25 protein-coding genes and 2 pseudogenes are annotated in these 24,093 nt (G+C 71.3%); 6 read left to right on the plus strand and 21 right to left on the minus strand.

The features are described 5' to 3' along the window. The 5 genes from AC2A1K_RS29530 to AC2A1K_RS29550 form a co-directional block, all read right to left on the minus strand. Entirely contained in the window at positions 1-537 is a 537-nt protein-coding gene (locus tag AC2A1K_RS29530) for a cupin domain-containing protein (protein WP_483899922.1), read from the minus strand. Next, positions 530-1,570: an LLM class flavin-dependent oxidoreductase gene (locus AC2A1K_RS29535; protein ID WP_483899923.1), complete on the minus strand. Its 1,041-nt coding sequence runs from the start codon at positions 1,568-1,570 to the stop codon at positions 530-532. The genes AC2A1K_RS29530 and AC2A1K_RS29535 overlap by 8 nt, the downstream gene beginning before the upstream one ends. A gap of 99 nt (positions 1,571-1,669) precedes the next feature. Next, on the minus strand, positions 1,670-2,923 hold the full coding sequence (locus AC2A1K_RS29540; protein WP_483899924.1) for an NAD(P)/FAD-dependent oxidoreductase: 1,254 nt from the start codon (positions 2,921-2,923) through the stop codon (positions 1,670-1,672). Continuing rightward, entirely contained in the window at positions 2,920-3,240 is a 321-nt protein-coding gene (locus tag AC2A1K_RS29545) for a 2Fe-2S iron-sulfur cluster-binding protein (protein ID WP_483899925.1), read from the minus strand. The genes AC2A1K_RS29540 and AC2A1K_RS29545 overlap by 4 nt, the downstream gene beginning before the upstream one ends. Next, positions 3,240-4,418, minus strand: a complete 1,179-nt coding sequence (locus AC2A1K_RS29550) for a cytochrome P450 (protein WP_483899926.1) — start codon at positions 4,416-4,418, stop codon at positions 3,240-3,242. The genes AC2A1K_RS29545 and AC2A1K_RS29550 overlap by 1 nt, the downstream gene beginning before the upstream one ends. Positions 4,419-4,537: 119 nt before the next feature. Here AC2A1K_RS29550 and AC2A1K_RS29555 point away from each other — a divergent pair, with 119 nt between their 5' ends. From AC2A1K_RS29555 to AC2A1K_RS29570, 4 genes and pseudogenes are all read left to right on the plus strand, one after another. Next, positions 4,538-5,428: a LysR family transcriptional regulator gene (locus tag AC2A1K_RS29555; protein WP_483899927.1), complete on the plus strand. Its 891-nt coding sequence runs from the start codon at positions 4,538-4,540 to the stop codon at positions 5,426-5,428. Between the two features lie 216 nt (positions 5,429-5,644). Beyond that, entirely contained in the window at positions 5,645-6,250 is a 606-nt protein-coding gene (locus AC2A1K_RS29560; protein WP_483899928.1) for a TetR/AcrR family transcriptional regulator, read from the plus strand. A 104-nt stretch (positions 6,251-6,354) separates the two neighbouring features. Beyond that, positions 6,355-6,879: pseudogene (locus AC2A1K_RS29565) on the plus strand (flavin monoamine oxidase family protein); the annotation flags it as partial. Between the two features lie 110 nt (positions 6,880-6,989). Further along, positions 6,990-7,715, plus strand: a complete 726-nt coding sequence (locus AC2A1K_RS29570) for a flavin monoamine oxidase family protein (protein ID WP_483899946.1) — start codon at positions 6,990-6,992, stop codon at positions 7,713-7,715. Between the two features lie 495 nt (positions 7,716-8,210). Here AC2A1K_RS29570 and AC2A1K_RS29575 read toward each other — a convergent pair whose 3' ends face one another. Continuing rightward, complete coding sequence (locus AC2A1K_RS29575) at positions 8,211-8,585, minus strand: EthD domain-containing protein (RefSeq protein WP_483899929.1); 375 nt, start codon at positions 8,583-8,585, stop codon at positions 8,211-8,213. 137 nt (positions 8,586-8,722) lie between these two features. Between AC2A1K_RS29575 and AC2A1K_RS29580 the strand changes: the two genes are divergently transcribed. Continuing rightward, on the plus strand, positions 8,723-9,490 hold the full coding sequence (locus AC2A1K_RS29580) for an SDR family NAD(P)-dependent oxidoreductase (protein ID WP_483899930.1): 768 nt from the start codon (positions 8,723-8,725) through the stop codon (positions 9,488-9,490). Here the strand turns inward: AC2A1K_RS29580 and AC2A1K_RS29585 are convergent. From AC2A1K_RS29585 to AC2A1K_RS29615, 7 genes are all read right to left on the minus strand, one after another. Beyond that, a complete protein-coding gene (locus tag AC2A1K_RS29585) occupies positions 9,460-10,974 on the minus strand; it encodes a class I adenylate-forming enzyme family protein (protein WP_483899931.1) in 1,515 nt (504 codons plus the stop codon). The genes AC2A1K_RS29580 and AC2A1K_RS29585 overlap by 31 nt on opposite strands. Then, positions 10,971-11,309, minus strand: a complete 339-nt coding sequence (locus AC2A1K_RS29590; protein ID WP_483899932.1) for an EthD family reductase — start codon at positions 11,307-11,309, stop codon at positions 10,971-10,973. Before AC2A1K_RS29590 ends, AC2A1K_RS29585 begins: the two co-directional genes overlap by 4 nt. A 19-nt stretch (positions 11,310-11,328) precedes the next feature. Further along, positions 11,329-11,682 (minus strand): nuclear transport factor 2 family protein, encoded by a 354-nt coding sequence (locus AC2A1K_RS29595; RefSeq protein WP_483899933.1) that lies wholly within the window; start codon positions 11,680-11,682, stop codon positions 11,329-11,331. A gap of 19 nt (positions 11,683-11,701) precedes the next feature. Continuing rightward, the gene (locus AC2A1K_RS29600) at positions 11,702-12,331 is read right to left on the minus strand and encodes a TetR/AcrR family transcriptional regulator (protein ID WP_483899934.1); all 630 of its coding nucleotides are present in this window, start codon (positions 12,329-12,331) and stop codon (positions 11,702-11,704) included. A 102-nt stretch (positions 12,332-12,433) separates the two neighbouring features. Next, positions 12,434-13,204, minus strand: coding sequence for an SDR family NAD(P)-dependent oxidoreductase (locus AC2A1K_RS29605; RefSeq protein WP_483899935.1), 771 nt, complete (start codon positions 13,202-13,204; stop codon positions 12,434-12,436). After that, complete coding sequence (locus AC2A1K_RS29610) at positions 13,201-14,244, minus strand: phosphotransferase family protein (protein WP_483899936.1); 1,044 nt, start codon at positions 14,242-14,244, stop codon at positions 13,201-13,203. The genes AC2A1K_RS29605 and AC2A1K_RS29610 overlap by 4 nt, the downstream gene beginning before the upstream one ends. A 37-nt stretch (positions 14,245-14,281) precedes the next feature. Beyond that, positions 14,282-15,067, minus strand: coding sequence for an enoyl-CoA hydratase/isomerase family protein (locus AC2A1K_RS29615; protein WP_483899937.1), 786 nt, complete (start codon positions 15,065-15,067; stop codon positions 14,282-14,284). A 112-nt stretch (positions 15,068-15,179) separates the two neighbouring features. Between AC2A1K_RS29615 and AC2A1K_RS29620 the strand changes: the two genes are divergently transcribed. After that, positions 15,180-16,208 (plus strand): alcohol dehydrogenase catalytic domain-containing protein, encoded by a 1,029-nt coding sequence (locus tag AC2A1K_RS29620; protein WP_483899938.1) that lies wholly within the window; start codon positions 15,180-15,182, stop codon positions 16,206-16,208. A gap of 77 nt (positions 16,209-16,285) precedes the next feature. Here AC2A1K_RS29620 and AC2A1K_RS29625 read toward each other — a convergent pair. The 8 genes and pseudogenes from AC2A1K_RS29625 to AC2A1K_RS29660 all read right to left on the minus strand — a co-directional run. After that, positions 16,286-16,498: pseudogene (locus AC2A1K_RS29625) on the minus strand (hypothetical protein); the annotation flags it as partial. Between the two features lie 31 nt (positions 16,499-16,529). After that, positions 16,530-16,883, minus strand: a complete 354-nt coding sequence (locus AC2A1K_RS29630; RefSeq protein ID WP_483899939.1) for a putative quinol monooxygenase — start codon at positions 16,881-16,883, stop codon at positions 16,530-16,532. Between the two features lie 56 nt (positions 16,884-16,939). Further along, positions 16,940-18,490, minus strand: coding sequence for an aldehyde dehydrogenase (locus AC2A1K_RS29635; RefSeq protein WP_483899940.1), 1,551 nt, complete (start codon positions 18,488-18,490; stop codon positions 16,940-16,942). 11 nt (positions 18,491-18,501) lie between these two features. Next, a complete protein-coding gene (locus AC2A1K_RS29640; protein ID WP_483899941.1) occupies positions 18,502-19,773 on the minus strand; it encodes a cytochrome P450 in 1,272 nt (423 codons plus the stop codon). 155 nt (positions 19,774-19,928) lie between these two features. After that, a complete protein-coding gene (locus AC2A1K_RS29645) occupies positions 19,929-20,348 on the minus strand; it encodes a nuclear transport factor 2 family protein (RefSeq protein WP_483899942.1) in 420 nt (139 codons plus the stop codon). A 25-nt stretch (positions 20,349-20,373) separates the two neighbouring features. Beyond that, positions 20,374-21,489: an acyl-CoA dehydrogenase family protein gene (locus tag AC2A1K_RS29650; protein ID WP_483899943.1), complete on the minus strand. Its 1,116-nt coding sequence runs from the start codon at positions 21,487-21,489 to the stop codon at positions 20,374-20,376. Continuing rightward, positions 21,486-22,805, minus strand: coding sequence for an acyl-CoA dehydrogenase family protein (locus AC2A1K_RS29655; RefSeq protein ID WP_483899944.1), 1,320 nt, complete (start codon positions 22,803-22,805; stop codon positions 21,486-21,488). Before AC2A1K_RS29655 ends, AC2A1K_RS29650 begins: the two co-directional genes overlap by 4 nt. After that, complete coding sequence (locus AC2A1K_RS29660; RefSeq protein WP_483899945.1) at positions 22,802-23,959, minus strand: thiolase family protein; 1,158 nt, start codon at positions 23,957-23,959, stop codon at positions 22,802-22,804. Before AC2A1K_RS29660 ends, AC2A1K_RS29655 begins: the two co-directional genes overlap by 4 nt. Positions 23,960-24,093: the final 134 nt, after the last annotated feature.

The following is a 24,093-nucleotide window of genomic DNA, read 5'->3' on the forward strand; positions in this document are numbered from 1 at the left end:
TCAGGCTCCCTGCTCGGTCTGAGCGCCGATGAGGACGGCAGCGAGGGTGACCGGCTTGTCCGAGCGGTTGCGCCAGCCGTGGCGGGTGGCGTTCTGCACGACCACGTCGCCGGTCTGCAGATGGGTCAGCTCGCCGTCGTCGAGCTCGAGCCACACCTCCCCGTCGAGCACGATCGTGTAGTCGACGGTGGGGGTGGTGTGCATGCCGGTCACCTCGAAGGTCTCGGCCAGGCCCGGCGAGTGGGTGAGCTGCTCGGCGCCGTAGGCGGCCCCGTCGAACTCCGGCGAGGCCATGGTGGCGTCGGGCGGCAGCGTGAGCACGATCAACCGGGTTCCGCCCGGTCGCGGCAGGAAGCTCTCGACCTTGCCGGTGGGGTCCTCGCCCACGCGGCTGGCGGGGACGTCGGGCTCGGTGGCCCACGTCAGCGACGAGCGGAACCCGGGGAACGAGGCGAAGTCGTGGGTTCGCGGCGGGGTGCCGTCGTGGATGACGACTGCGCGTCCCTGGGCATCGTGACCGGTGACGACCCTACGCATGCTGGACCTCCGAGGCGGGAGAAGCAGTGATGTTCGCGGTGGACGGGCTGGGGGTGTCGCGGAACTGCTCGGCGACCTCGAGGAAGGTGGCGAGCTCGCGCGGGATGTCTGGGCCCGCCGGCTGGTAGAGCACGGCGTTGGCGCCGGCGTCGGCCAGGCGCTGCAGCTGGGCGGCAATCTCGTCGCGGGTGCCGGTGAGGGTTCCGCGGCGGATCACGTCAGCGGTGAGGAATCGACGGTCCAGGGCGCTGGGCTCCATGAGGTGACCGCGGAAGAGTTCCAGGTGACGGTGGCGCTCGTCGACCTCGGCGATCGCTGCCTGGTAGCCCTCGGCCTCGGGCATGCCGGCCAGCGGCCCCCACTGGCCCATGTGCAGGGCGAGCCCGGCGCCGGGTCCGGCGGCTTCGATCGCACGCGGAGAGTCGATGGGTTCGTCGTCCTCGAGGACGGTGCCGTAGTAGGTGAGCTGGCACTGCCCGTCGAAAGGCACGGGCTCGTCGCCGTGCGTCGGGTTGGTGACCACACCGGCACCGAGCCGACCCGCGGTGGCGAAGCCCTTGGGGCCGTGTGCGGCAACCCAGAAGTCGACCTCGACCGGAAGGCTGATGCCGGAAGCGGGCATGTGCATCAGACTCAGAACGGTGCCGTCGCGCTCGACCTCGCCGCCGGCGAGCAGGGTACGCAGGCCCTCGACATACGCCTCGACGTTCGCCCACTTCGAGCCCCTGCGGCCGAGGTAGGTGGAGCTGGTGAACCCGGCGCCGACCCCGGCGTCGAAGCGCCCGGGTGCCAGTGTCGCCAGGTGCGCGATGAGGCCGGCGTTGGTCGTGATGTGGCGCAAGTGCTCGGTGAACACCGAGACGCCGAGTCGGATGGTGGACGTGCGGGTCGCGGCGAGTCCCAGCGTCACGCCGGTGTCGGCGTAGGACACCGGCACGTCGTAGACCCAGGCGCGCTGGTAGCCGAGCTCTTCGGCCAGGACGATGTGGTCGGGTGTGTCGATCGCGGGCGCGAAGACGCAGTTGATCTCCATAGAGGTGCTCCTCGGTGAGCGTTTCCGGCGGCTGACGGCGCGGCGCGCCGTCGTACGGGTGACGGCAGGGGTACGGCGGGGTGCGGATCAGGGACAGGTTCAGGGAGCGACGGCGAGCCCGGCGGCATCCTTTGCGAGGTTCTTGAGGTCGACGCTCGGGTCGGCAATCTGCTCCGGGGTCGGGCCCTGTCCGGTGGCGAGCAGGCGCCGGGCGGCGACGTGGTCGGCGGGCCGGTTCGTCGACTCGACGGTGGCCAGCTGGTCGCCACGGAAGCCGAAGACCGAGAACTTCCTGGTCCGCAGGTCGCCGCGGACCACCTCGGTGTCGATGTCGCCGCCCAGTCCCGCGATCTGCAGCTTCAGGTCGCCCTGGTGGGTCCAGAACCACGGCACCGCTCCGTAGGGCGCGGGGTTGCCGGCGATCCGGGCAGCGACGCAGCGCGCGTGGTCAGTCGCTGCCTGCACCGACTCCAGCCGCGCCATGCGGGCGCTGATCGGTTCGGGGAAGCGGGCACAGTCGCCCACCGCGGAGATCGTCGGGTCTGAGGTCACCAGATGCTGGTCGACGACGATGCCGTCGTCGGTCTGGAGCCCTGTGTCCGCGGCGAGGGCGATGTCGGGGACGACACCGACAGCGATCACGACCAGGTCGACGGTGACCGTCGCGCCGGTGCTGAGCACCGCCGACGAGACCAGGCCGTGGCGACCGTGCAGCGCATCGATCCCTGTCTCGAGGAGCACCTCGGTACCCCAGGCGCGATGAGCCTCGAGGAAGTAGGCGCTGGTGGTCGGCGTGACGACGCGTTCCATGACACGGGAGGCGATGTCGACGACCACGGGGTGCACGCCTCGGTGGTGCGCGGCCGCGGCGACCTCGAGTCCGATGAAGCCCGCGCCGATGGTCAGCACTGTCCGTGCCCGCTCGAGGTGGCGACGTAGGTTCCTGGCGTCGTCGAGTCCGCGCAGTACCAGCACGCCGTCGAGCTCAGCGCCCGCGAGGGGCAGCGTGCGGGCCCGGGTGCCGGTGGCCAGGACCAGGTGGTCGTAGGGGAGGTTCGTGCCGTCGTCGAGGGCAACCGTGGCGGCGCGCCGGTCGATGGCGGTGACCGCGCGCCCGAGGCGCAGTGCGATGTCGTGCTCGTCGTACCAGGCCGTGGTGCGCAGCCCGAGGTGTGCCTCGTCGAGGGGTGCTGCGGCGAGGTAGGCCTTGGACAGCGGCGGGCGTTCGTAGGGCGGGTGTGCCTCCTTGCCCACGAGGGTGATCCGGCCGGCGAAGCCCTCCTCCCGCAAGGCCGCCGCGACGCCGACACCGGCCTGGCCGGCGCCCACGATGACCACCCCGTCGCCGGTCACGGCCCCTCCCCCGGGACCACGACACTCAGCCCGTCGAGGTCGTCTCCGACCTCGAGCTGGCAGCTGAGCCGACTGCGGTCGGTGCGGGGGGCGGACGCGCAGTCGAGCATCTCGTCCTCCTCGTCCGACACCTCGGGCAGCGGACGATCGTCGTTCACCCAGACGTGGCACGTGGCGCACATGGCCTGCCCACCGCACTCGGCCAGGATTCCGGGAACGCCGGCGCCCACTGCCGCCTTCATCACGCTCATGCCGGCGGGCGCCTCTACCGTCTGCTCCCCAGCACCGTCGAGCTGCCGGAAAGTGATCGTGGGCATCAGGTTCTCCAGGTGGTGTCGAGAGACAGCGGCCCGCGGAAGACCCAGCCCGCCATACGGACGCGCTCGGGGTCGGCGAGGGTGAGGTCGGGCAGCCGGCGGAAGAGTGTCGGTAGGGCGATGTCGGCGATCGACACCCGAGCCACCCAGGTACCGAGGCAGAAGTGCGGCCCGCCGCCGAAGGCGAGGTGCGAGCCGGCGCCTCGACGGGTGTCGAAGGAGTCCGGGTCGGCGAAGACGCGCTCGTCGCGGTTGGCCGAGGAGATGACCACCCCGATCTTGTCGCCGGCCTCGAGGGTCCGGCCCGCGAGCTCGGTGCGCTCGGTGACCTGGCGCGGGTACATGCCGATCGGCGACACCCAGCGCACGGCCTCCTCGAAGACCGACTTCCACGTCGTGGGGCCGCCCAGTACGTCGTCGAGCTGCTCAGGGTGGGTCAGCAGGGCATAGGTCGCGACGCTGATCGCGTCCCGCGGCTCGTTGACCCCGCCCCCCAGGAAGATCCGCACGTTGGTGCGGATCTCCTCGTCGGTGAGCGGGTCCGCCGCGTGCAGCATCGAGGAGATCGCGGTCTGGTCCGGGTGCTCGCGCAGATACGGGATCACCTCATCGACCGCTTGGTCCACGGTGCGCACCGCCAGGGCGCAGCGCTCCCACACCTCGGGGTCCTCGCTGTAGTTGCCGCAGCCGTCGATGAATGCTTGCGACCACGCCTGGATGTCGGCCGGGGTGGCCGAGGCCAGTCCCAGGACCGTGCCCAGATTCATCGCGGCCAGCGGCCCGGCGAACTCCCTGACGAGGTCGGCCTGTCCGCGATCGACGAAGTTGTCGATCAACGCGTCCGCGTTGCGCTGGAAGCGCGGCAGCCACAGGTTCTTCACCGTGCGGGGTCGGACGGGGCCCTCTGCGGCGGCCCGCAGCCGCCCATGTGCGTCCCCGTCCTGGCGGAGCATGGTCGGGCCGATGGCCCGGTTCATCATCGAGCCGGCCTCGATGGAGCTGAAGACCTGCTGGTCACGCTCGACCGCGAGGACGTCCTCGTGGCGGGTGACCAGGAACCGCCCCGCCGCGGGCACCCACGCCACCGGGTCCTCGGCGCGTAGCTGGCGGAAGATCGGGTACGGGTCCTCGCCCAGCGCCTCCAGTGTGATGCCGGAGGCCACCGAGGTCGTCGCCATGGGATCGCCTCACTTCGTCCGCGGCGCTCCGCTGCGAGCGCCTGGATCAATCGTGATGGTCGACACAAACCTTGAATAGCCAAAGATGGTTGGTGTGGATGTAAGAGGTTCTTATGTCGGTGCGCTTCTCGTTGCGTCAGCTGGAGTTCTTCGTCGCCGTCGCCGACGCCGGCTCGCTCAGTGGAGGCGCCGAGCGCTGCGGCGCGTCCCAGGCCGGGGTCTCCCTCGCCGTCCGTGACCTCGAGCGGCACCTGGGCGTCCAGCTCCTCATCCGCCGGCGCGCGAGGGGCGCGGTGCTCACCGAAGCCGGTACACGGGTGCTCCTCGACGCTCGACGGCTCCTCGGGAGCGCCGATGACCTGCAGGCCGTCGCCACGGCCACGACCACCGAGATCAGCGGCACCCTGGTCGTCGGCTGCTACGTCACCCTGGCGCCGTTCCTCATCCCCCCGGTGCTCGACGACTTCGCCAGGCGCCACCCGACACTCGACGTGCGCGTCACCGAGGGCGCCGCCGACGAGGTGCGCGAGGCCCTGGCAGACGGGCGATGTGAGCTGGCGTTCCTCTACGACGTCGACGAGGGCGACGGCCTGTCCGCGGTGCCGGTCCGCACGAGCCAGCCCTACCTGATCCTCGCCGCCGACCATCCGCTGGCCGAGCGGGAGAGCATCAGCCTCAGGGAGGTCGCCGACGACCCCCTGATCATGTTCGACGTCCCCAGCGCACGCAACGCCGCACAAATGCTCGCCGAGGTCGGTCTCAGCCCACGCATCCGCCACCTCAGCTCCAACATCGAGGTCGTGCGCTGTCTCGTGGCACGTGGAGTCGGCTACTCGATCCTCGTCCAGCGCTGGCCGACCGACCTCAGCTTCGAAGGTCGGCCCGTCGTGTCACGACCCATCGCCGACCCGACCCGCGAACGTCGAGCCGTCTTGGCCTGGCCCGCCCGGACAAGACCCACCCGCCGCGCCCAGGCCCTCATCGACTTCTGCGTGGCGAGCTCGGAGTGACCAACGGACATCGGAGCGCCAAGCCTCGGGCACGAACGAACCGTTGCGGCGGTAGCCCCGCACCGGCAGCGATCCGCCGCCAGCCCGACTCCTTCGCGAAGCGACGTATCGAGGCGAACGGTCGCGGTTGAGCCTGGATGGGGCGCCCGCTGCGCTGAGCGCGACGCCGCGAGTACTCTGTGACACCATCTCGGTCAACCGACCGAAAGGGCTGTCGTGCCGTACGTCGAGGCGTCCGTCCGCCGCGGGCAGCTGATCGCGGCCGCCCGGACCACGCTCGCCCGCGAAGGCGTCGCGAAGGCGTCACTGCGCGCTGTCGCCGCCGAGGCCGACGTGCCGCTGGGCACGATGCAGTACGTCTTCCCCTCGAAGGAGAAGCTTCTGCAGGCGGTCATCGAGGACGTCGTCGAGGAGATCGCCGAAGTCCTCAAGGGCTCCGCCGAGCTCGATCGGGGCCTGGCGCACGCCGTCCGCCACGGCCTGCTGGCGTTCTGGACCAGCCTGGTCGCCGGTCACACAGGACTGCAGCTCATGCAGTACGAGCTCACGACCTACGCCCTGCGGACCGCGGGGCAGGAGCACCTCGCGCGGTGGCAGTACGAGCGCTACTGCCACGTGGTCGCCGAGTGGTGCGAGACCGCCGGGCGCCAGGCCGGTGAGACCTGCACCGTGCCCGTCGACCGGCTCGCGCGGGTGATCGTCGCGGGCATCGACGGACTGATCCTCCAGCACGTCTGCGACCCCGACGAGCAGCGCTCACGCGCGGACCTCGAGGCGATGACCGACATGGTCGTCGCGCTCGCCACGGTCGGCCGGGGCTGACCAGCGGTACCTCGACCTCTTGCGCAGCCGAGGCCATCCCTCTAAGTTCCGGACTCAGTCGTACGACCGACTTGAGACTGGGGGGCGTCGTGCCAGAGGTGGACGTGCTGGTCGTGGGGGCCGGATTGGCCGGCCTGAGCGCCGCCCGCGAGCTGGTCCGGGCGGGGCGAACGGTGACCGTACTGGAGGCCCGTGACCGGGTCGGCGGTCGCACCGAGGGCGGTGTGATCGAGGGCCAGCCGATCGAGCTCGGCGGCACCTGGCTCGGCGAGGGTCACACAGAGATGTACCGCCTGGTCACCGAGCTCGGTCTCGAGACGTTCCCGACCTGGAACGACGCCGGCTCCCTGCTCCTCGACCTCGGCGGCAAGCAGTCCCGGCTCTCGCCGACGAAGGGGGCGACACCGAAGCTCAACCCGATCGCGCTCGCCGATCTGGCCCAGGGACTGGCCCGCTTCGGAAAGCTGGCCCGCGGAGTCGACCCGGCCCGGCCGTGGGCGCACCCGAAGGCGGAGTTCCTCGACGGGCAGACGTACGAGTCGTGGATCCGCCGCAACCTACGGACCCCGACGGGACGCTCCTATTTCCGCGTAGTCGCCGAAGCGGTGTACTCCGCCGACGCCGCGGACCTCTCGCTGTTGCACACGCTCTTCTACACGGCGAGCAACGGTGACCTCGAAACTCTCATCTCGGTCGACCGGGGTGCGCAGAAGGACCGGGTCGTCGGCGGCTCGTCCGGATCGCTGAGCATCTCGCCGACGGCCTCGACGTCCGGCTGGACTCCGCTGTCGCCGGTATCGCCCACGACGACCAGGGCGTCACCGTCACGACCCGAGCCGGCGACCAGGTCTCGGCGCGTCAGGCGATCGTGGCGCTGCCGCCGACGCTCTCGGGTCGTCTGGACTACCAGCCGGTCCTGCCGGCCTGGCGCGACCAGCTCGCCCAGCGCGTCCCTGCTGGCACCGTCGTCAAGTGTTTCGCGGCCTACTCCACCCCGTTCTGGCGCGACCAGGGCCTGAACGGCCAGGCGATCTGCGACACCGGCCCCGTGAAAGTGACCTTCGACGTTTCCCCACCCGACGCCGCGCGGGGCGTCCTGCTCGGCTTCGTCGAGGGCGGCGAAGCCCGCCGCTGGCAACGGCTGTCGGCCGAACAACGGCGCACCGCCGTGCTCGAGAGCTTCGCGCGCTACTACGGCCCTCAGGCGGCAATCCCCGACTCCTACGTCGATAAGGACTGGAGCGCCGAGGAGTTCACTCGCGGCTGCTACGGCGCGCACTTCGCCCCCGGCACCTGGACCAGCTACGGCCACGTCCTGCGAGAACCGGTCGGTCGCATCCACTGGGCAGGCGCCGAGTACGCCACCGAGTGGAGCGGCTACATGGAGGGCGCCGTGCGCTCCGGTCGCTCCAGCGCCGCAGAAGTCATGGCCGCCCTCGAGCGGGACCGTGAAGTCGCAGCCTAGGCAGCCTCGACGGTCAGAGACCTTGACCGGCACGTGCCGCACCGTAACGACGACCACCGACACGCCCTCGCGACACGACCGGTGGCGCCAACGACGAACCCGGTGGACAGACGTGGCTGGCGTCGACGAGGAGCACCGCCGCGATCTCGTGCCACGTCCGGACACGGATTATGCGGTAGAGAGCGCATCACTGCAGGTCAGAAGTGGTGGAGAGGAAGGGAATCGAACCCTCGACCCCGCCTTTGCAAAGGTGGACGATGACGTTGACCAGGGCCTCGATCAGCAACGACGTCCTCGCGAGAGGTCACTCGGCGCTCTTCAGCATCGACAATCGACCCTGTTTCGTGTCACGAGCCGTGTCATGGCCGTCCGCGCCGGTTCCGACGAGGCCTGTCGTCGAGCGATCCTCGCGGGCCGCTCCCGAAACGAAGAAGGGTCGTCGCGGAGACGATCCGTGACGACCCCTCGTCGGACAACCGGGCTCCCGGGAGCGTGTCAGCTCCCGAGCTTCTCCTCGATGAGGGTGATCCGCTCGACGTTGTAGGTGTCGAAGTGGCTGACGAAGCCGATGTTGTCCTTCATCGCCTCGGCCCACTTATCGGTCGACGGCGCGGCCTCGAGAGCCTCCTGGGACTCGAAGCACATGATCGCGAAGGCGTCCGGGCGCGGCGCGCCCTCCTGCGTGGTCTGGGGGTCCTTGTTGAGGAAGGTGTAGTACCAGGCCACGCCCGGCATGTTGCAGCCGATGACGGGCGCGTGGTGGTTCAGGTAGTGCTCCCGGAACTCCTCGGGAGTGGTGCCCGACCAGCGGTAGAGCCCGAACAGGAAGATGGGCAGGTCGCCGTCGATCTTCATTGCGATTCCCTTCATCGAGAGACGAGCCGAAGCGGGGTCCGACACCCGGAGATCGGGTGCAGCGCACGCGGCGCCTCCCGCTGGACCTCGGTGTCGACGTGAGCGACATTAACAGAACTGAGTTCGATTTGGGATAGCGAGGAGGTCATCGCATGGCGCGCGACGACGGTGCAGCCCCACTGGCAGGGCGGAATGCGCTCGTCACGGGAGCGACGGGAGGGCTCGGCGCAGCGATCTGCGCGCGCCTGGCCGCCGACGGAGCACGCCTCGTGCTGAGCGACATCGACCCCGATGCCTGTGAGCGCCTGATCGGAGCACTTCCGGGCGGCCCGCACATCCACGTCGGGCTCGACGTGCGCGAGGAGGAGGCATGGGAACACGCGATGACCACCGCCACCGACGAGCTCGGTGAGCTCCACGTGCTGGTGAACAACGCGGGGATCGGCGCTCTCGGCACCGTCGAGTCGGAGACGCAGCACCGCTTCGAGAAGGTGGTCGCGGTGGACCAGGTGGGCGTGTGGCTCGGCATGAAGCACGCCGGCACGGTGATCGAGCGATCCGGCGGAGGATCGATCGTGAACATCTGCTCGGTGCTCGGCACCGTCGGCGGCTTCGGAGACAGCGTGGCCTACGCCGCGGCGAAGGGTGCGGTCCGCACCATGACGAAGAACGCCGCGCTGCACTGGGCCCGTCGCGGGGTGCGGGTGAACTCGGTGCACCCCTCGTACGTCGAGACCGAGGAGCTCGTCCACCACTACGGCGACACGGACCGATACCGGCGGATGGTGGCCGACACCCCGATGGGCCGGCTCGGGCGCCCGGCGGAGGTCGCCGGCGCCGTCGCCTTCCTCGCCGGTGACGACTCGACCTACGTCACCGGCTCCGAGCTCTACGTCGACGGCGGGTGGACGGCGCGCTGATCGTCGTCGTGAAGGCGGGCTGCCAATCGCGCCGCCTCCGGGCGGGACAGCTTGCCGACCCCGTTCTGCGGGAGGGCGTCGACCCGGAACAGGAACTCCGGCCACTTCGTGCGTGCGAGGCCACGGTCGGCGAGATGGCCGGTCACCGTGTCCAGGTCCAGCTCCGGGTCCGCCGTGACGACCAAGGCCGCGATCCGCTCCCCCAGTACCTCATCGGGCAGCGGGACGACGCAGAGCTGCTCGACCGCCGGGTGGCTGGCCACCGCCAACTCGACCTCGGTGATGTCGATGTTGCGGCCGCCGCGGATGATCACGTCCTTCTCGCGGCCGCGGATCGACACCGTGCCGTCGGGGTGCACGGCGGCGAGGTCGCCGGTCGGGAGGAAGCCGTCGACGCTGAGGTCCGGTGCGACGACGCGTCCGTCGCGGGCATAGCCGCGGAAGAGCGAGGGTCCGCGGACCTGGGCACGGCCCGCGGTACCCGCCGGCACCGGCGCGCCGTCGACGTCGACGGCCCGCACCTCCGTGCCGGGAAACGGTCGCCCGTCGCACCCGAGCCGGATGTCCGGCGGGTCCTCGGGGCGGGGCGTGGTGTGTCCCAGACACTCGGACATGCCGAACACCCGCAGGATGCGCGTGCCCAAGCGGTGCTCGGCCCGCTCGAGCGCGCCGGCGTCCATCGGGCCGCCCCCGACCGTCATGGCGCGCAGGGATCGCGGGACGACGCCGGCTTCGTCAGTCGCGGCGGCCATTTGCAGGGCCATCGTCGGGACGCACATCGTCCACGCGATGTCGTGGCCGGCGAGCAGGCGCACCGCGGCCGCGGGGTCCCACCGGTCGGCGAGCACCGCCGTGCCCCCGAGCAGCAAGGGCAGATGGAGGCCGAAGCACAGTGCGGCCGTCGACGACAGCGGCACGAGACCGGCGACGCGGTCGCCCGGGCGCAGCCCGACGGCCTCGATCGTCGCCGTGCCGGCATAGCGCAGCGCTTCCTCGGACTGCACCACGCCCTTGGGGCGGCCGGTCGACCCGGAGGTCAGGCCGATGACGGCTCCGCCGTCCCACCGCCCGCGACCCTCGCGCACCTCGCGGCACGCGCCGACCCAACCCTCGAGCGCTGCGAGCGGTGTCGCTGCGGCATCCGGCATCCACCGGGACGCCTGCTCGCTCGACACCAGAACGGCGTCGGGGTCGATGTCCTCACGGGCCGCCGCGAACTCGATCGGCGTCGAATGGCGGCCGATGACGGCGAGGACTCCGTCGAGGTACCCGGCGGCGACCGCCACGACGGCGGTGCGCCAGGTGTTGTCGGCCTGCACCAGCAGCGTCGGCTCGCGCCCGCACGCTCCGGCGAGCTCGGCGGCGAGGGCGCGACCCCGATGGAGGACCTCCGCGACGGTGTGCACACCCGAGGCGTCGACGACGAGCGGATCGCCGGCGGCTACGGCCTCGCGCCGCTCCAGGTCCGCGACGAGCAGCCTCATCGCCCGAGGTCCTCGACGGCCGGCACCATCTCCCGCTCGGTGCCCATCACCGCGATCCGCTTGCCACCCATCTTCCCGACGTGCGCGACGGCCCGCGCCCACTCGTCGCTGGCGAGCGCCGCACGCAGGGCGTCCTCGTCATCGAACCCGAGCACCGACATCCCGTCCCAGCCCTCGGAGCGCGGCTCGAAGGCCTTCTCGATCTCCGTGTGACGCCAGGAGCGCAGGCCGGGCAGGCCGTAGGTCATCTCGGCGTGCTCGCCGCGCCACCAGGCGATGAACTCGTCGTGGGTCCACTCCGGCGGCCGGGCCGCGAGAAGGATCAGGTTGAACATGGCACCTCCCTGTACGGGGCTACGCCGGCGGATACATCCCGAACTCGGCGTGGAAGAACGACTGGTAACGGGCGAGGCGCCCGGCGGGCGACACGAGGCCGATCGAGACGAACGAACCGATGGATCGCCCGGCCTCGACGACCTGGCCGTAGACGGTCTCGAGGTCACGGTCGGTCGCGCGGCGCAGGATGCGGTGCTCGCGGTCCGGCGGCGCCGCGCGTCCGTCGATGTAGGCGCGGTACGCCTCGCGGCTCCGGCCGCGCACCTCCCCCGAGGGCAGAGCGAGCAGGAACTCGAGGTCGGGTTCGAGCAGTTCCAGGGCCTCGAGCGGCCTCGGACCGTCGAGCAGCTGCATGTAGCGCGGGATCAGCACGGCGAGACCCGTGCGGCCGTCAGCCGGCCTGCACCATCCGCACGCAGCAGCCCTCGATGACGTCGGCGACCTCGGCCATGGTCATGGGCCCGCCCGGCCGGTACCAGCGCCAGACGCTGACGATCAGCCCGAGGACGGCCCGGGCGAGCAGCAGCGGCGGTCGGCGAGGGAAATCGCCCGCCGCCATGCCGCGCTCGATGAGCTGCTGCCAGTTGGCCTCCACTCGCACGACGAGGTCCCGGCAGGCGAGCCGCTCCTCCTCTTCGCGGGCCGACTGCCGCGGCGTCGCCAGAAGCGAGATGTTCGCCTGCAGGATCCGCAGCTGCAGGACGTCTTCCTCGGCGACGTCGTAGGCCCCCCGGACCGCGCGTCGGAACGCCTCGGCGGGGGTGTCCGCCTCGTTCTCGACCTCGCGGAACTGCTCGTCGGCCTGGAGCAGCGCCAGTCGCATGATCGTCAGGAGGCAGTGCGCCTTCGACTCGAAGTAGTGGTAGAGCGCCGTCTGCCCGATCCCCACCCCGCGGGCCACCTCGGACCACTTCGTGGACTCGTATCCGACCTCCCCGAACTGCGTCACCGCAGCGCGCAGGATGGCCGTGCGCTTCGAGCGCGGACCCTCGTCCGCCCCGTTCAGCACCTGCCTGGTCATTCCGCTCCCCTCGTGGCGCTCGATCCGTCGGAGCGGATTCCCCACGCGTCGAGGCTAGTGGAACCGACGTCGGTTCAGGCGCCGTGGTGCGGTGGCACGCGATCATCGGGCTGTCCACCCCCCGTCGACCGTGAGCACCTGGCCGGTGACGTAGGACGAGGCGACGGAGGCGAGGAAGAGCAGCGCGCCGTCCAGCTCCTCCGCCGACCCGGCGCGGCGCAGCATCGTGTTGCGGCCGATCCACCGCGCCGAGGCCGGGTCGTCGAAGAGCGCGTCGTTCAGCTCGGTGCGGAACCAGCCGGGCGCGAGCGTGTTCACGCGCACGCCGTCCCCGCCCCAGTGCCCGGCCAACTCACGGGTCAGCCCGAGGACGCCGGCCTTGGACGAGGCGTAGCCGGCCCCTCCGAGCGGGGCCGCCGACACCGAACCGAGGATCGATCCGACGTTGACGACGGAGAGCCCGTCCGGGCCCGGGCGCGCCGCCGCGAGCTGGGCGAGGTGGAACGGCGCGACGAGGTTGACGTCGAGGACGGCCGAGAACTCCGCCGGACTCTCCGCCGCGGGGCGGGACCCGCTCTCCGTCCCGGCGTTGTTGACCAGGACGTCGACACCGCGCTCGGCTGCGGCCGCCTCGACGAGCGCGACACGATCAGCCTCCACGGCGACGTCGCAGGTGAACGGGCGCAGCCGCGGATCGGTGTCGGCGAGCTCGTCGAGACGCTCCCGGCGCCGCGCCGCCACCCAGACCGTCGCGCCGGCCGTGGCGAGCACGCCCGCGAATCGCCGCCCGAGCCCGGACGAGGCGCCGGTGACGATCGCGGTGCGCCCCGTCAGGTCGAACAGCGCGCCAGGAGTCGCCGGCGCGGTGGTCACGGAGCCCCTCCGGTGTCCGTGGTCACTGCCCGCCCGAGCCGCTGTCGGGCCGAGTCGATGAGCGCTGCGATCGTCGGCGGGAGCGCCTCCTGCACCGGGTCGTGGTGGGTGCCCTCCCGATGCCTCTTCAGGTTGTGGCCCATGATCGCGGCCATCTTCATCTCACCCAGCGCCCGGAACCACGACGAGGCGGGCGCGGTCCCGATGCCGCGCGACGTCGCGTAGCGGTCGAGCAGGTCCGCGGCGTTGGGCAGGCCACCGGGCACGGGGTGGCCGACGCCGGGGAAGAGGGCGGAGTCGGTGAAGGTGAGGAACCAGCCGAGATCGATCCGCGGATCACCGATGCTCCAGATCTCCCAGTCGACCAGCGCCGACGGCGCCTCGCCGACGCAGAGCAGGTTGCCCAGGCGGAAGTCACCGTGCACGAGGACCGGGTCGACCGGCGCGGGCACCTCCTGCCCCAGCGCGGCCAGGAGATCCTGCGAGCCGGGACGGAGCTCCGCCGGCACCGCGTGCATCGTGGTGCTCCACCGTGCGAGCTCGTCGGCGGGCCCGTCCGGGGCCGGGGCGGTGACCCCGGCGGCGGCCAGGCGTCTGACGAGGTCGGCGACCGGGATCGCGTGCAGGGCGCCGAGAACGTCGGCTGCGGCACACATCCGCGCCCTGGCGAGCCGTCCGTCGAGGACGGCCCCGTCGGCGTCGCGGTCGAGGATCGGTTCGACGGCCGCGCCGTCGGCGAAGGTCATCGCGAACCACCCGGGCGACTCGTCATCGGACGCCGTCACGGTCGGGACGGGGAGGCCGGTGCCGTGCAGGGCGCGCAACAGGGACGCCTGTCGCAGGACGTCGTTGCGCCCGACCGCCCGGCGGCCCGGCGGCACGGCCTTCACGACGAACCGGCCGGCGGACCCACGGAGCGTGTAGGTCAGCCCGGACCGCCCACCCTCGAGCCGGACGAGCGTCCCGTCCATTCCGAGGGCTCGACGGACCCGTCCCGCCAGCTCGTCGTCCGCGTCGACCTCGGGGGCCACCACGGCCACCTCCCCACCTCGTCGAGGGTCCGAATCGGGGCACGCCTCAGCGGCCGGTCCACTTCGGCTCGCGCTTCTCCAGGAAGGCGGACACGCCCTCGGCGGCGTCCTGCGAGTTGAGGGTGACGCCCACGGCGAGGTGCTCGAGCACCATGAGCGAGGCGATGTCGGCGTCGAGGCCGCGGTCGACGGCCATCTTGGTGAGCTTCATCTGGAACGGGCTCTTGTCGGTGAGGTGGCTGATGAACTCCTCGACCGTCTCGTCGAGCTGCTCCGCCGGAGCGCTCGCGTTGACCAGGTCGAAGTCCGCCGCCTCGGCGCCAGAAAGGAGCTTGCCGGTGAGCATCAGCTCCTTGGTCTTGCGCACCCCGAGCATTCGCGGGAGCCGGTAGATCGGGCCGGCGCCGCCGAAGAGCGCCCGGCGGATGTGGAAGTCACCGATCTGCGCCGCGTCGTCGGCGATCGCGAAGTCGCAGGAGATCATCACCTCGAAGCCGCCCGCGGTCACGTAGCCCTCGAGGACCGCGACCGTCGGGGTGCTCATCGAGTACAGCCGGTCGCACACCTTGGCCGACACGACCGCGACGTCCATCGCGGTGCTGGACCCGATGTAGTCGGACTTGAGGTCGTCGAGGTCGAAACCCGAGGAGAAGGTGTTGCCCTTCCCACGCACGACCACGACGCGCAGCTCGGGGTCGGCGTCGACCTCGGTGATGATCTCGTCCAGTCGATCGAGCATGGCGACCGTGATGCAGTTCCGCTTGTGCGGGCGGTTCAGCCAGATGCGCGCCACATGCCCGTCGCGCTCGAGGAACAGGTCGTCGTCCGCCATCGGGGTCTCCTATGATTCGAACTGAATTCAGCTCACATCGTGCGGAGCCCGGGACCTGGTTGTCAAGCCGGGTGCCGATCGGTCCGCACGGCCCCCCGACGAGAGGGAACCCATGCGCGCTCTGCGCCTGTTCGGCCCGGGCGACACCCGCCTGGTGGTCGTGGACGACCCCGAGCCCGGTCCGGGGGAGGTTGTGCTCCGCGTCCTCGCTGTCGGTGTCTGCCACTCCGACCTGCACGTCCGCGCCGGCGCCGCGGGCACCGGGTGGGGGCTGCCCTTCACGCTCGGGCACGAGGTGTGCGGAGTGGTCGAGAGCCTCGGCGAGGGCGTCGAGGACGTGGTCCTCGGCGAGCAGGTCCTCGTACACGGGCCGACCGGGTGCGGCACCTGCCGGCGCTGCCGGATGGGCGAGGAGAACCTGTGCGATCGGCGCGGCACCGTCGGAGCCGCCGGGGTCGGGCTCGGGCGGGACGGCGGGATGGCCGACCGCCTGGTCACCGACGCTCATCGTCTGGTGCCCGCGCGCGGTCTGGACCCGGTGGCCGCCGCTCCCCTGACCGACGCGGCCCTGACCTCGCTGCACGCTGTGCGCAACTGCCGCTCGGTATCCGACGGGGACCCGGTCGCCGTCGTCATCGGCGCCGGTGGACTGGGGCACGTCGCCGTCCGTCTTCTGCGCTCCCTGACCCCGGCGACCGTCGTCGCGGTCGACACGCGACCGGCCGCGCTCGAGCTGGCCGCGCGCGCCGGCGCGCACATGACGCTCTCAGCGGGACCGGGGGTCGCCGACGAGCTGCAGCGGTCCACCGGAGGACGAGGGGCCGATGCGGTGCTCGACTTCGTCGTCACCGACGCGACCACGACGACGGGCGCAGCGGCCCTCGCGTCGGGCGGGGACCTCGTGCTGGTCGGCGGCGGGGGCGGCGGACTGACCGTTCGTAAGCCGGGCGTCCTGCCGCCGGACGCCCGCGTCTCGGTGCCCTACTGGGGCAGCCGCGCCGAACTGACCGAGGTCGTCGACCTCGCCCGGGCCGGGACCGCGGTCGTCGAGACCACGGCCTTCGCTCTGGCCGAGGCTCCGCGCGTCCTCGAGGCCCTGGATCGCGGGCAGATCGTCGGCCGGGCGGTCCTGGTGCCCTGAACCGTCGAGGCCCGGCACCGCGTGCAAGGTGCCGAGCCACGGTCGCCGACCGACTTGTTGACCTGCCCCGCGTCGATCGGGAGCTGGACGCCGGTGATGTACCGCGCCTCGTCGGATACCAGGAACGCGATCGTGTTCGACACGTCCTCCGGGTCGGTCGACCCGTACGGCAGCGCGTTGAGCGCGCGCAGGCCCTCCCTCGCGCGCCAGCCGCACGGCGTGGGCGCGTCCTTGCCCCCGTGCCGCCCCGGTGCTGAACGCGACCTGGCCCTCGAGCCTGCCCACGTCAGTCCTCTCCGTCGTGCCTATCCGGCACCGGTCCTACTTCTCGATCAGCGGGGTCCAGTAGGTGACCGCCCCGAACCCGGCGAGGGCCTCGCGCAACTCGGGCGTCGTCTCGCCCGAGACGTCGAGCGGTCCGAGGTCGGCGATCTCCAGGAGCCGACGCACGGAGTCCTGGTCCATCGCCCCGAGGTGGTCGAGCATCGTCGCGGCGTCCGCGTAGTGCTCCTGGACCTGGATCGTGCTGCGGTCGTCGTCGACGTAGTACGAGTAGCCCAGGACACCGGGCTCGCTGCTGCGCACCCGCGTCACGAAGACCTCGAAGATGCCCCTCGCCTCCTCGACGTCCTCGGGCTTGACGGCCATCTTCACGGTCGCTCGGACCTGGCTCACGACGTCTCCTTCTGCGCGGATTCGGTTCGGGTTCGGGTTCGGGTTCGGGTTCGGGTTCAGACGCCGTCGACGACGGCGTCGGCGCTCTTGACGACCTGCTCGGGCAGCGACAGCGTCGGGTCGATCGAGATCGTCTTCTGGCGCAGGTAGCCCTCGAGGCCCGCGACGCCGTGCTCGCGGCCGATCCCGGACTGCTTGAACCCGCCGAAGGGCGAATTGAAGTCGGCCGAGAACGAGTTGACCGAGAAGACGCCGACGCGGATGCGGCGGGCGAGCTCGAAGCCGTGGGCGACGTCAGCGGTGAAGACGCAACCGGCGAGGCCGTAGCGGCTGTCGTTGGCGATGCGGACCGCGTCGTCCTCGTCGTCGTAGGCGATGACGGCGACGACCGGCCCGAACACCTCCTCCTGGGCGATCTCGGAGTCGGGCCGGACCCCGGTCAGCAGGGTCGGCTCGACGTACCAGCCGCGGTCGAGACCGGCTGGCACCCTGCCGCCGTAGGCCACCGTCGCGCCCTCGGCCACGGCACGCTGCACGAAGCCCAGGACCCGCTCCCGGTGCGCCTCGCTGATCACCGGGCCCACGGCGACCTCGGGGTCGTTGGGGTCGCCCACCTTGACCTGGCCGAGCGCGGCGACGAGGCGCTCGACGATCTCGTCGTGCTGGGACCGCGGCACGAGGAAGCGGCTCTGGCACACGCAGCTCTGACCGCTGCTCGGGATCACGCTGATGCCGAGCAGGGCCGGCACCGTCGCGTCGAGGTCGGCGTCGGGCAGCACGATGGCCGCCGACTTCCCGCCGAGCTCCAGCACGGTCGGGCGGATGCGGGAGCCGCACGTCTCACCGATCCGCGCGCCGACGGTGGTCGAGCCGGTGAAGCTGACCATGTCGACGCCGGGGTGCGTGACCAAGTGCTCCGAGGCCTCGGGGCCGGCGGCCACGATGTTGAGCACGCCCGGCGGGAAGCCGGCCTCGGCGATCAGGTCGCCGAGGGCGAAGATCGCCAGAGGGTCCTGCTCGGGCACCTTGAGGACGACTGTGCAGCCGGCGGCGATCGCCGGGGCGACCTTCTGGGCCGAGCCGGGCAGCGCGAAGTTGAACGCGACGAGGGTCGCGACGACGCCGACCGGCTCGTCGACCACGAGACTCTGGGTCTTGAAGGGCATGATCATGCCCCCCGCCGCCCCGCCCGCGAACGGACCGAGGTCGGCGGTGCGGACCTGGGTGAAGGGGTGGCTCCGGGCGACCGCGGCGTTGTAGTTCCAGTGCAGGGTCGGCGCGGCGGCCTGGTAGACCTCGGCCAGCATCCGGGTGCAGCCGAGCTCGTCGACGATGAGGTCGACGAACTCGTCCTTGCGGTCGTGGATCTTCTGGGCCAGCGCCTCGCACAGTGCGGCGCGCTGCTCGACCGGGCGCCGCGACCAGTCGGTCTCGTCGAACGCGCGGCGCGCCGCCGCGACGGCGGCGTCGATGTCCGAGGTCGAGGCAGACGGCACCGATCCGATCGGCTCGCCGGTCGCGGGCGAGATGACGGTGAACCGGTCGGCGCCCTCGGCCGCGCGCCAGGTCCCATCGATGAAGAAGCTCTCGTGCTCGCGGGGAAGCATTGCCGTCCCTCTCAGGTCGTATCGAAGCGGACCCGCAGCTCCGCGGGCCCGTAGAACAGGAAGCTCTTGACCGAGCCGGCGGGCTCGCCGACCGGGTGCACGGCCGTGAACGTGCGCGTCAGCGCCTCGAGCACGACGCGCAGCTCCATCCGCGTCAGCGCCGCACCCGGACAGAGGTGGGGGCCGCCGCCGAAGCTGAGGTAGTCGGTGGCGCTGCCCTGGCGGGCCATGTCCTTGTCGTCGGGATTGGTGAACACGGCGGGGTCGCGGTTCGCCGCGGCGAGGCTGACCCAGACCATGTCTCCCTCGGAGAGCTGCTGCCCGCCGAGCTCGGTGTCGCGAGTGACGTAGCGGAACATGCCCTGCACCGGCGACTCGGTGCGCATCATCTCCTCGATGAACCCAGGGATCGCGGCAGGCTCCTCACGCAGCCGGGTCCACTCGGCGGGGTGGCGAGCGAGGTGCTCGACCATCTTCGACAGGGCGGTGGACGAGGTGTCGCTGCCGCCGACCATCGTGAGCTGGAGCACCATGAGCAGCTCGTCGCGCGAGAGCGGGGTCTCGGAGCCGGCGTTCAGGTCGACGACGCGGCCGATGAGGTCCTCGCTCGGATGCGACCCGCGCTGCGCGAGCTGCTCGTCGAAGTAGATGTCGAACCCGAGCCGCACGTCGACGAGGGCGTTGACCTCGTCCTCGGTGAGGTTGGGGTTGCCGACCATCGAGTTGAACCCGCGGGTCCAGGCCAGCATCTGCGGCACCTGGTCGCGGGGAAGGCCGAGGATGTCGGCGATGACCGTCATCGTGTATCGGGTGGCGAACTCGGAGACGAACTCGACCTCCGGCTCCTTCTCCAGGTCCCGGACGAAGATCTCGGCGGTCTCGCGCACCCTTGGTTCCCACGAGGCGATCGCCCCGGCGCTCAGTGCGCGCGTGATCAGCCGGCGGTGCCGTGTGTGCTCCGGGGGGTCGGCGAAGAGCAGCGTCTTGCGTGGGCTCTTGCCGTAGTCCTCACCGAGACGGGCGCGGCCCTCCTCGGTGGCCGCGGCCATGTCGATCATCTGCTGCCACTCGGCCGACACCTGGGGGCCCAGCATGTACTTCGTGGAGAACGTCTGGGCGTCCCGCAGCACGGTGCTGACGTGCTCGTGGTCGCTGACCACCCAGAACCCGAGCGGCCCGCCGAAACTCACCGGGCACTCGCTGCGCGCACGGCGGAAGTGCTCGTAGGGGCACTTGAGCGCCTCGTCGTCGAGGGCGAACACGCTCTCGTAGCCAACGGTCATGTCTGCGACTCCTTCGTCGTCGCCCGGTTCGGGGCGCCCGGCGGCCGGCCGGTGAGGGGCGGATCGACCCACGCCCGCTCTCGGCATTCTGAACTGAACTGAACTGAGTTCTGTTTGGACGATAGAGAGCTGCGTCACCACGGTCAAGAGTCGGCTCAGAACACGACGCGCTCGTCGCCCGCCGACCAGACCACCGACTGGGTCCGGCGCGTGATGCGCCATCCCTCGGGGCCGCGGTTCACGTGGTCGTCGTAGCGCCCGGCGACGAGGAGCTGGTCGCCGGCGCGGACGTGCTGGGCCTGGAAGTAGCTCGTGCACCGGGCGGCGTCGCCGTCGACGACCGGCAGGATCGTGCCGACCAGGTGCTGGCTCGCGTCCAGCTTCTCCAGGGCCCCGCGGCAGGTGTCCGCAATGGCATCCACCCCGTGCACGTCGCCGACGTGGGCGAACGTCATCACGGCGTCGGCAGCGAACACCGACCGCAGTGCCGGCCACTCCTGGGCGTCCAGCGCGAGCGCGTACCGCGCGCAGAGGTCGCGGATGTCCTCCCGGTCGGCGGAGCTTGTCTCGGTCATCGGAATCCTCCTGGTCGAGTCGTGGTCAGGGCAGCCCGAGGGCACCGAGAAGGCGTTCCCGGTGCGAGCGCCCGTCCCCGAGGAGGACGGCGCTGGTGGCGGCACGGCGGACGTGCAGGTGCGCCGGGTGCTCCCAGGTGAACCCGATGCCGCCATGCACCTGGACGGTCTCGGCGGCCACCCACGAGTAGGCGTCGCCGCACGCGAGGGCGGCCGCCGCGGCGGCGAGCGGAGCGCGTTCGAGCTCCTCGGCGACGGTCGCGGCCACCCACCAGGCGGCCGACCGTGCCTCCTCGACACGCACCGCCATGTCGGCGCACCGGTGCTTGATCGCCTGGAAGGTGCCGATGGGGCGTCCGAACTGCACGCGCTGACCGGCGTGGGTCACGGCGAGATCGAGGGCGGCGGCCGCGCCCCCGGCCTGTTCGCAGGCCAGTGCCGCGAGCGCGCGGTCACGGACCTTGTCCACGACCTTGTCGGCCGGGCCGCCGAGCCGGCGGGCCGGCACTCCGTCCAGCGCCAGCTCCGCGAGTTGTCGGTTGGGGTCGAGCGCGGGCAGCGGTGTCCTCGCGAACCCCTCGGCGTCGGCCTCGACAGCGAACACCGCGGACCCGTCGTCGGTGGTCCCCGTGACCAGGAGCAGCTCGGCGGTCGCGCCCTCCACGACGAGGGTCTTCGCGCCGGTCAGCCGCCACCCCCCGGCGCCGTCGGGGACGGCGGTCGTTCCCGGCTCTCGGCCCGGCCGATCTGCGTCCCGGAAAGCCAACGTGGCCGTCCGGCCGTGGGCGAGGTCGCCGAGGAGCTTGGCTCGCAGGTCGTCGGTGGGGTCGGTGTGGAGCAGGGCGCCGACGCCGAGGACGGCGGTCGAGAACCACGGGAGCCGGACCAGGCTGCGGCCCAGCTCCTCGGCGACGACCGCGACCTCGCGGAACCCGGCGCCGGCTCCGCCCAGGTCCTCCGGGACGTCGAGGGCCGCGGCTCCGAGCTCGACGGCGAAGCGCTGCCACACGGCCGGGTCCCAGCCACGGTCACCGTCCATCTCCCGGAACACCGCGGTGGTGTCGCCGTGCCGGGCCAGGAAGTCCCGCACAGCCGTCCGGAGTTCCTCGGTCTCGGCCTCAGGAGTGATCCGCGGGCTCATGCCGCTCCGCCCGGGTCCTGGCCGTCGTCCGCGGCAGCGGCGAGGACCTCGGCGTAGCGGGCGCGCGCCTCGGCCTGCCGGGTGGGCCGGATGTAGGGCGGGAAGAGCCCGTCGTCCGGCTCGGTCCCCCGCAGGAGCGCCTGGGCGAGGTTGATCTTGTGCACTTCGGTCGCGCCGTCGGCGAGACCCATGTGGAAGGACTCCATGACCCAGGTGCCGAACGGGAGCTCCTTGCTGATGCCCAGCGAGCCGTGGATCTGGATCGCCCGGCCGGCGACGTCGGAGAGCACCTTCGGCATCGCCGCCTTCACCGCGGAGATGTCGGCGCGCACCCTCTTGTAGTCCTGGTAACGGTCGATCCGCCACGCGGTGCGCAGGACGAGCAATCGGAACTGCTCGATCTGGATCCAGGAGTCGGCGATCATCTCCTGGACGAGCTGCTTGTCGGCCAGGCGTTCGCCCTTGGTGGTCCGGGAGACCGCGCGGCGCTTCATCATCTCGAATGCGGTGGTGACGAGGCCCACCGTGCGCATGGCGTGGTGGATGCGTCCGCCGCCGAGACGGGTCTGGGCCACCGCGAACGCCTCGCCGCGCTCGCCGAGGAGGTTCTCGGCGGGGACGCGGACGTCGGTGTAGCGCAGGTACTGGTGGGTGCCGACCGGTTCCTCGTGTCCCCACACGCTGACGTCGCGGACCCGCTCGACGCCGGGGCTGTCGGCGGGCACCACGAACATCGACATCGACCGGTGCGGGGCGGCGTCGGGCTCGGTGACGGCCATGACGATGAGGAACTCGGCGAACAGGGCGTGGCTGGAGAACCACTTGTCGCCGTTGATGACCCACTCGTCCCCGTCGAGTACGGCGGTGGTGCGGAACCCCGTGGGATCCGAGCCACCGTGCGGCTCGGTCATGGAGAAGCAGGACACGATCCGGCCGTCGAGCAGGGGATCGAGGTAGGTCTTCTTGAGGTGGTCGGTGCCGTAGTGCGCGAGGATCTCGGCGTTGCCCGAGTCGGGGGCCTGGCAGCCGAAGACGACGGGGCCGGAGTGGGTGCGACCGAGCTTCTCGTTGAGCAGGGCCAACCGCAGCTGCCCGTAGCCCTGGCCTCCGAGCTCGGGGCCGAGATGGCAGGCCCACAGCCCGCGTTCACGGACCTTCTCCTGCAACGGCGTGATGAGGGCGTTGCGGACGGGGTCGCGCGTGTTCCAGGCGTGCTCGATCACCTGGTCGACCGGCTCGACCTCGTCGCGGACGAACCCGTCGACCCAGTCGAGCTCCCGGTCGACCTCGGGGTCGTTCTCGAAACCCCAGCTCATGACTTCCCCTCACGGGTGAGCACCGTGCAGGCGGAGATGCCCGGCGCTCCGTAGACGTGGGTGAACCCGACCTGCGGGTCACCCGGGACCTGGTGCTCGCCGGCCTCGCCGCGCAGCTGGAGCACGTTCTCGTGGACCTGGCGCAACCCGGAGGCCCCGATCGGCTCGCCGTTGGCCAGGCACCCGCCGTCGGTGTTGATCGGCAGACGACCCTCGATCGCGGTCGCGCCGGAGGAGACCAGCTCCTCCTGCTCACCGTGGGCGCACAGCCCGGTCTCGGCCATGTGCATGATCTCCGCACCCGACTCGGTGTCCTGGATCTGCGCGACGTCCACGTCGGAGGGCGCGATCCCCGCGGCGTCGAACGCCGCGCGTGCGGCGTCGACGGTCGGGGAGGCGGCCCGCTCGAGCGCGAGCCACGGAGAGAACACCTCGAACGAGCCGTAGCGGCGGCTGCGGAACGTCGCCGCGCGCAGGTAGACCGGACGATCGGTGTAGCGGCGCGCGTGGTCAGCCCGGCAGAGCACGAGCGCGACCGCACCCTCTGCCGGCGAGCAGTACATGTACTGGGTCAGCGGATGACTGATCATGGGCGCGGCGGCGATCTCGGCCGCGTCGATCTCCTTGCGTCGCCAGGCCATCGGGTTGCGGGCGCCGTTGCGGAACGCCTTCTCCGCGACCGTCGCCAGCACGTCCGTGCTCATGGCCTGGTCGTGCAGGTAGCGCTGGATCTTCATGCCGAAGAACTGGGTGGTGACCATGAGCCCGGTCTCGCCGTACCAGCTGCCGATGCCGTGATCCGCGGGGTCCGTGTCGAACGCACCCCGGGGGTGCTTGTCGAACCCGATGACGATCCCGACGTCGTGCTGCCCGGAGGAGATCGCCGCGTCCGCGGCGATCAGCGCCGACCCTCCGGTCGCGCACCCATTGGCGACGTTGAGGAACGGCAGGCCCGTCAGGCCCAGCTCCGACACGAGCGTGTCAGCGTCACCGGCCGAGTGCGAACCCCCGAAGCCGAACTGCATGTCGGAGAACCGCAGTCCGGTGTCCGCCAGGGCCGCTCTGGCCGCGTGCACGGCCTGGGCCCGCCCGGACACGCCGTCGGTGCGACCGAACCGGTGCATGCCGATGCCGATGATCGCGGTGTCAGACATGGACACTCCGTTACCTTCTTGATCAGGCCCGGTGAGGGCTTGCAGGCCGCCGGCCACGGCATGACTGAGTGCCCCTGTCGTTGATGATCTGGGGGGTGTTGTCACCGTGGTCGGAGGGCGCCAACGACCGCTGA

It is taken from the genome of Actinomycetospora sp. 2LY8.5, assembly GCF_057180585.1.

Coding starts and splice junctions, on each gene's coding strand:
- AC2A1K_RS29640 (WP_483899941.1), bottom strand. CDS start 19,773: ATGACCGTTGGCTACGAGAGCGTGTTCGCCCTCGACGACGAGGCGCTC.
- AC2A1K_RS29645 (WP_483899942.1), bottom strand. CDS start 20,348: ATGACCGAGACAAGCTCCGCCGACCGGGAGGACATCCGCGACCTCTGC.
- AC2A1K_RS29620 (WP_483899938.1), top strand. CDS start 15,180: ATGCGCGCTCTGCGCCTGTTCGGCCCGGGCGACACCCGCCTGGTGGTC.
- AC2A1K_RS29535 (WP_483899923.1), bottom strand. CDS start 1,570: ATGGAGATCAACTGCGTCTTCGCGCCCGCGATCGACACACCCGACCAC.
- AC2A1K_RS29600 (WP_483899934.1), bottom strand. CDS start 12,331: ATGACCAGGCAGGTGCTGAACGGGGCGGACGAGGGTCCGCGCTCGAAG.
- AC2A1K_RS29660 (WP_483899945.1), bottom strand. CDS start 23,959: ATGTCTGACACCGCGATCATCGGCATCGGCATGCACCGGTTCGGTCGC.
- AC2A1K_RS29530 (WP_483899922.1), bottom strand. CDS start 537: ATGCGTAGGGTCGTCACCGGTCACGATGCCCAGGGACGCGCAGTCGTC.
- AC2A1K_RS29590 (WP_483899932.1), bottom strand. CDS start 11,309: ATGTTCAACCTGATCCTTCTCGCGGCCCGGCCGCCGGAGTGGACCCAC.
- AC2A1K_RS29545 (WP_483899925.1), bottom strand. CDS start 3,240: ATGCCCACGATCACTTTCCGGCAGCTCGACGGTGCTGGGGAGCAGACG.
- AC2A1K_RS29655 (WP_483899944.1), bottom strand. CDS start 22,805: ATGAGCTGGGGTTTCGAGAACGACCCCGAGGTCGACCGGGAGCTCGAC.
- AC2A1K_RS29550 (WP_483899926.1), bottom strand. CDS start 4,418: ATGGCGACGACCTCGGTGGCCTCCGGCATCACACTGGAGGCGCTGGGC.
- AC2A1K_RS29650 (WP_483899943.1), bottom strand. CDS start 21,489: ATGAGCCCGCGGATCACTCCTGAGGCCGAGACCGAGGAACTCCGGACG.
- AC2A1K_RS29575 (WP_483899929.1), bottom strand. CDS start 8,585: ATGAAGGGAATCGCAATGAAGATCGACGGCGACCTGCCCATCTTCCTG.
- AC2A1K_RS29615 (WP_483899937.1), bottom strand. CDS start 15,067: ATGGCGGACGACGACCTGTTCCTCGAGCGCGACGGGCATGTGGCGCGC.
- AC2A1K_RS29635 (WP_483899940.1), bottom strand. CDS start 18,490: ATGCTTCCCCGCGAGCACGAGAGCTTCTTCATCGATGGGACCTGGCGC.
- AC2A1K_RS29580 (WP_483899930.1), top strand. CDS start 8,723: ATGGCGCGCGACGACGGTGCAGCCCCACTGGCAGGGCGGAATGCGCTC.
- AC2A1K_RS29585 (WP_483899931.1), bottom strand. CDS start 10,974: ATGAGGCTGCTCGTCGCGGACCTGGAGCGGCGCGAGGCCGTAGCCGCC.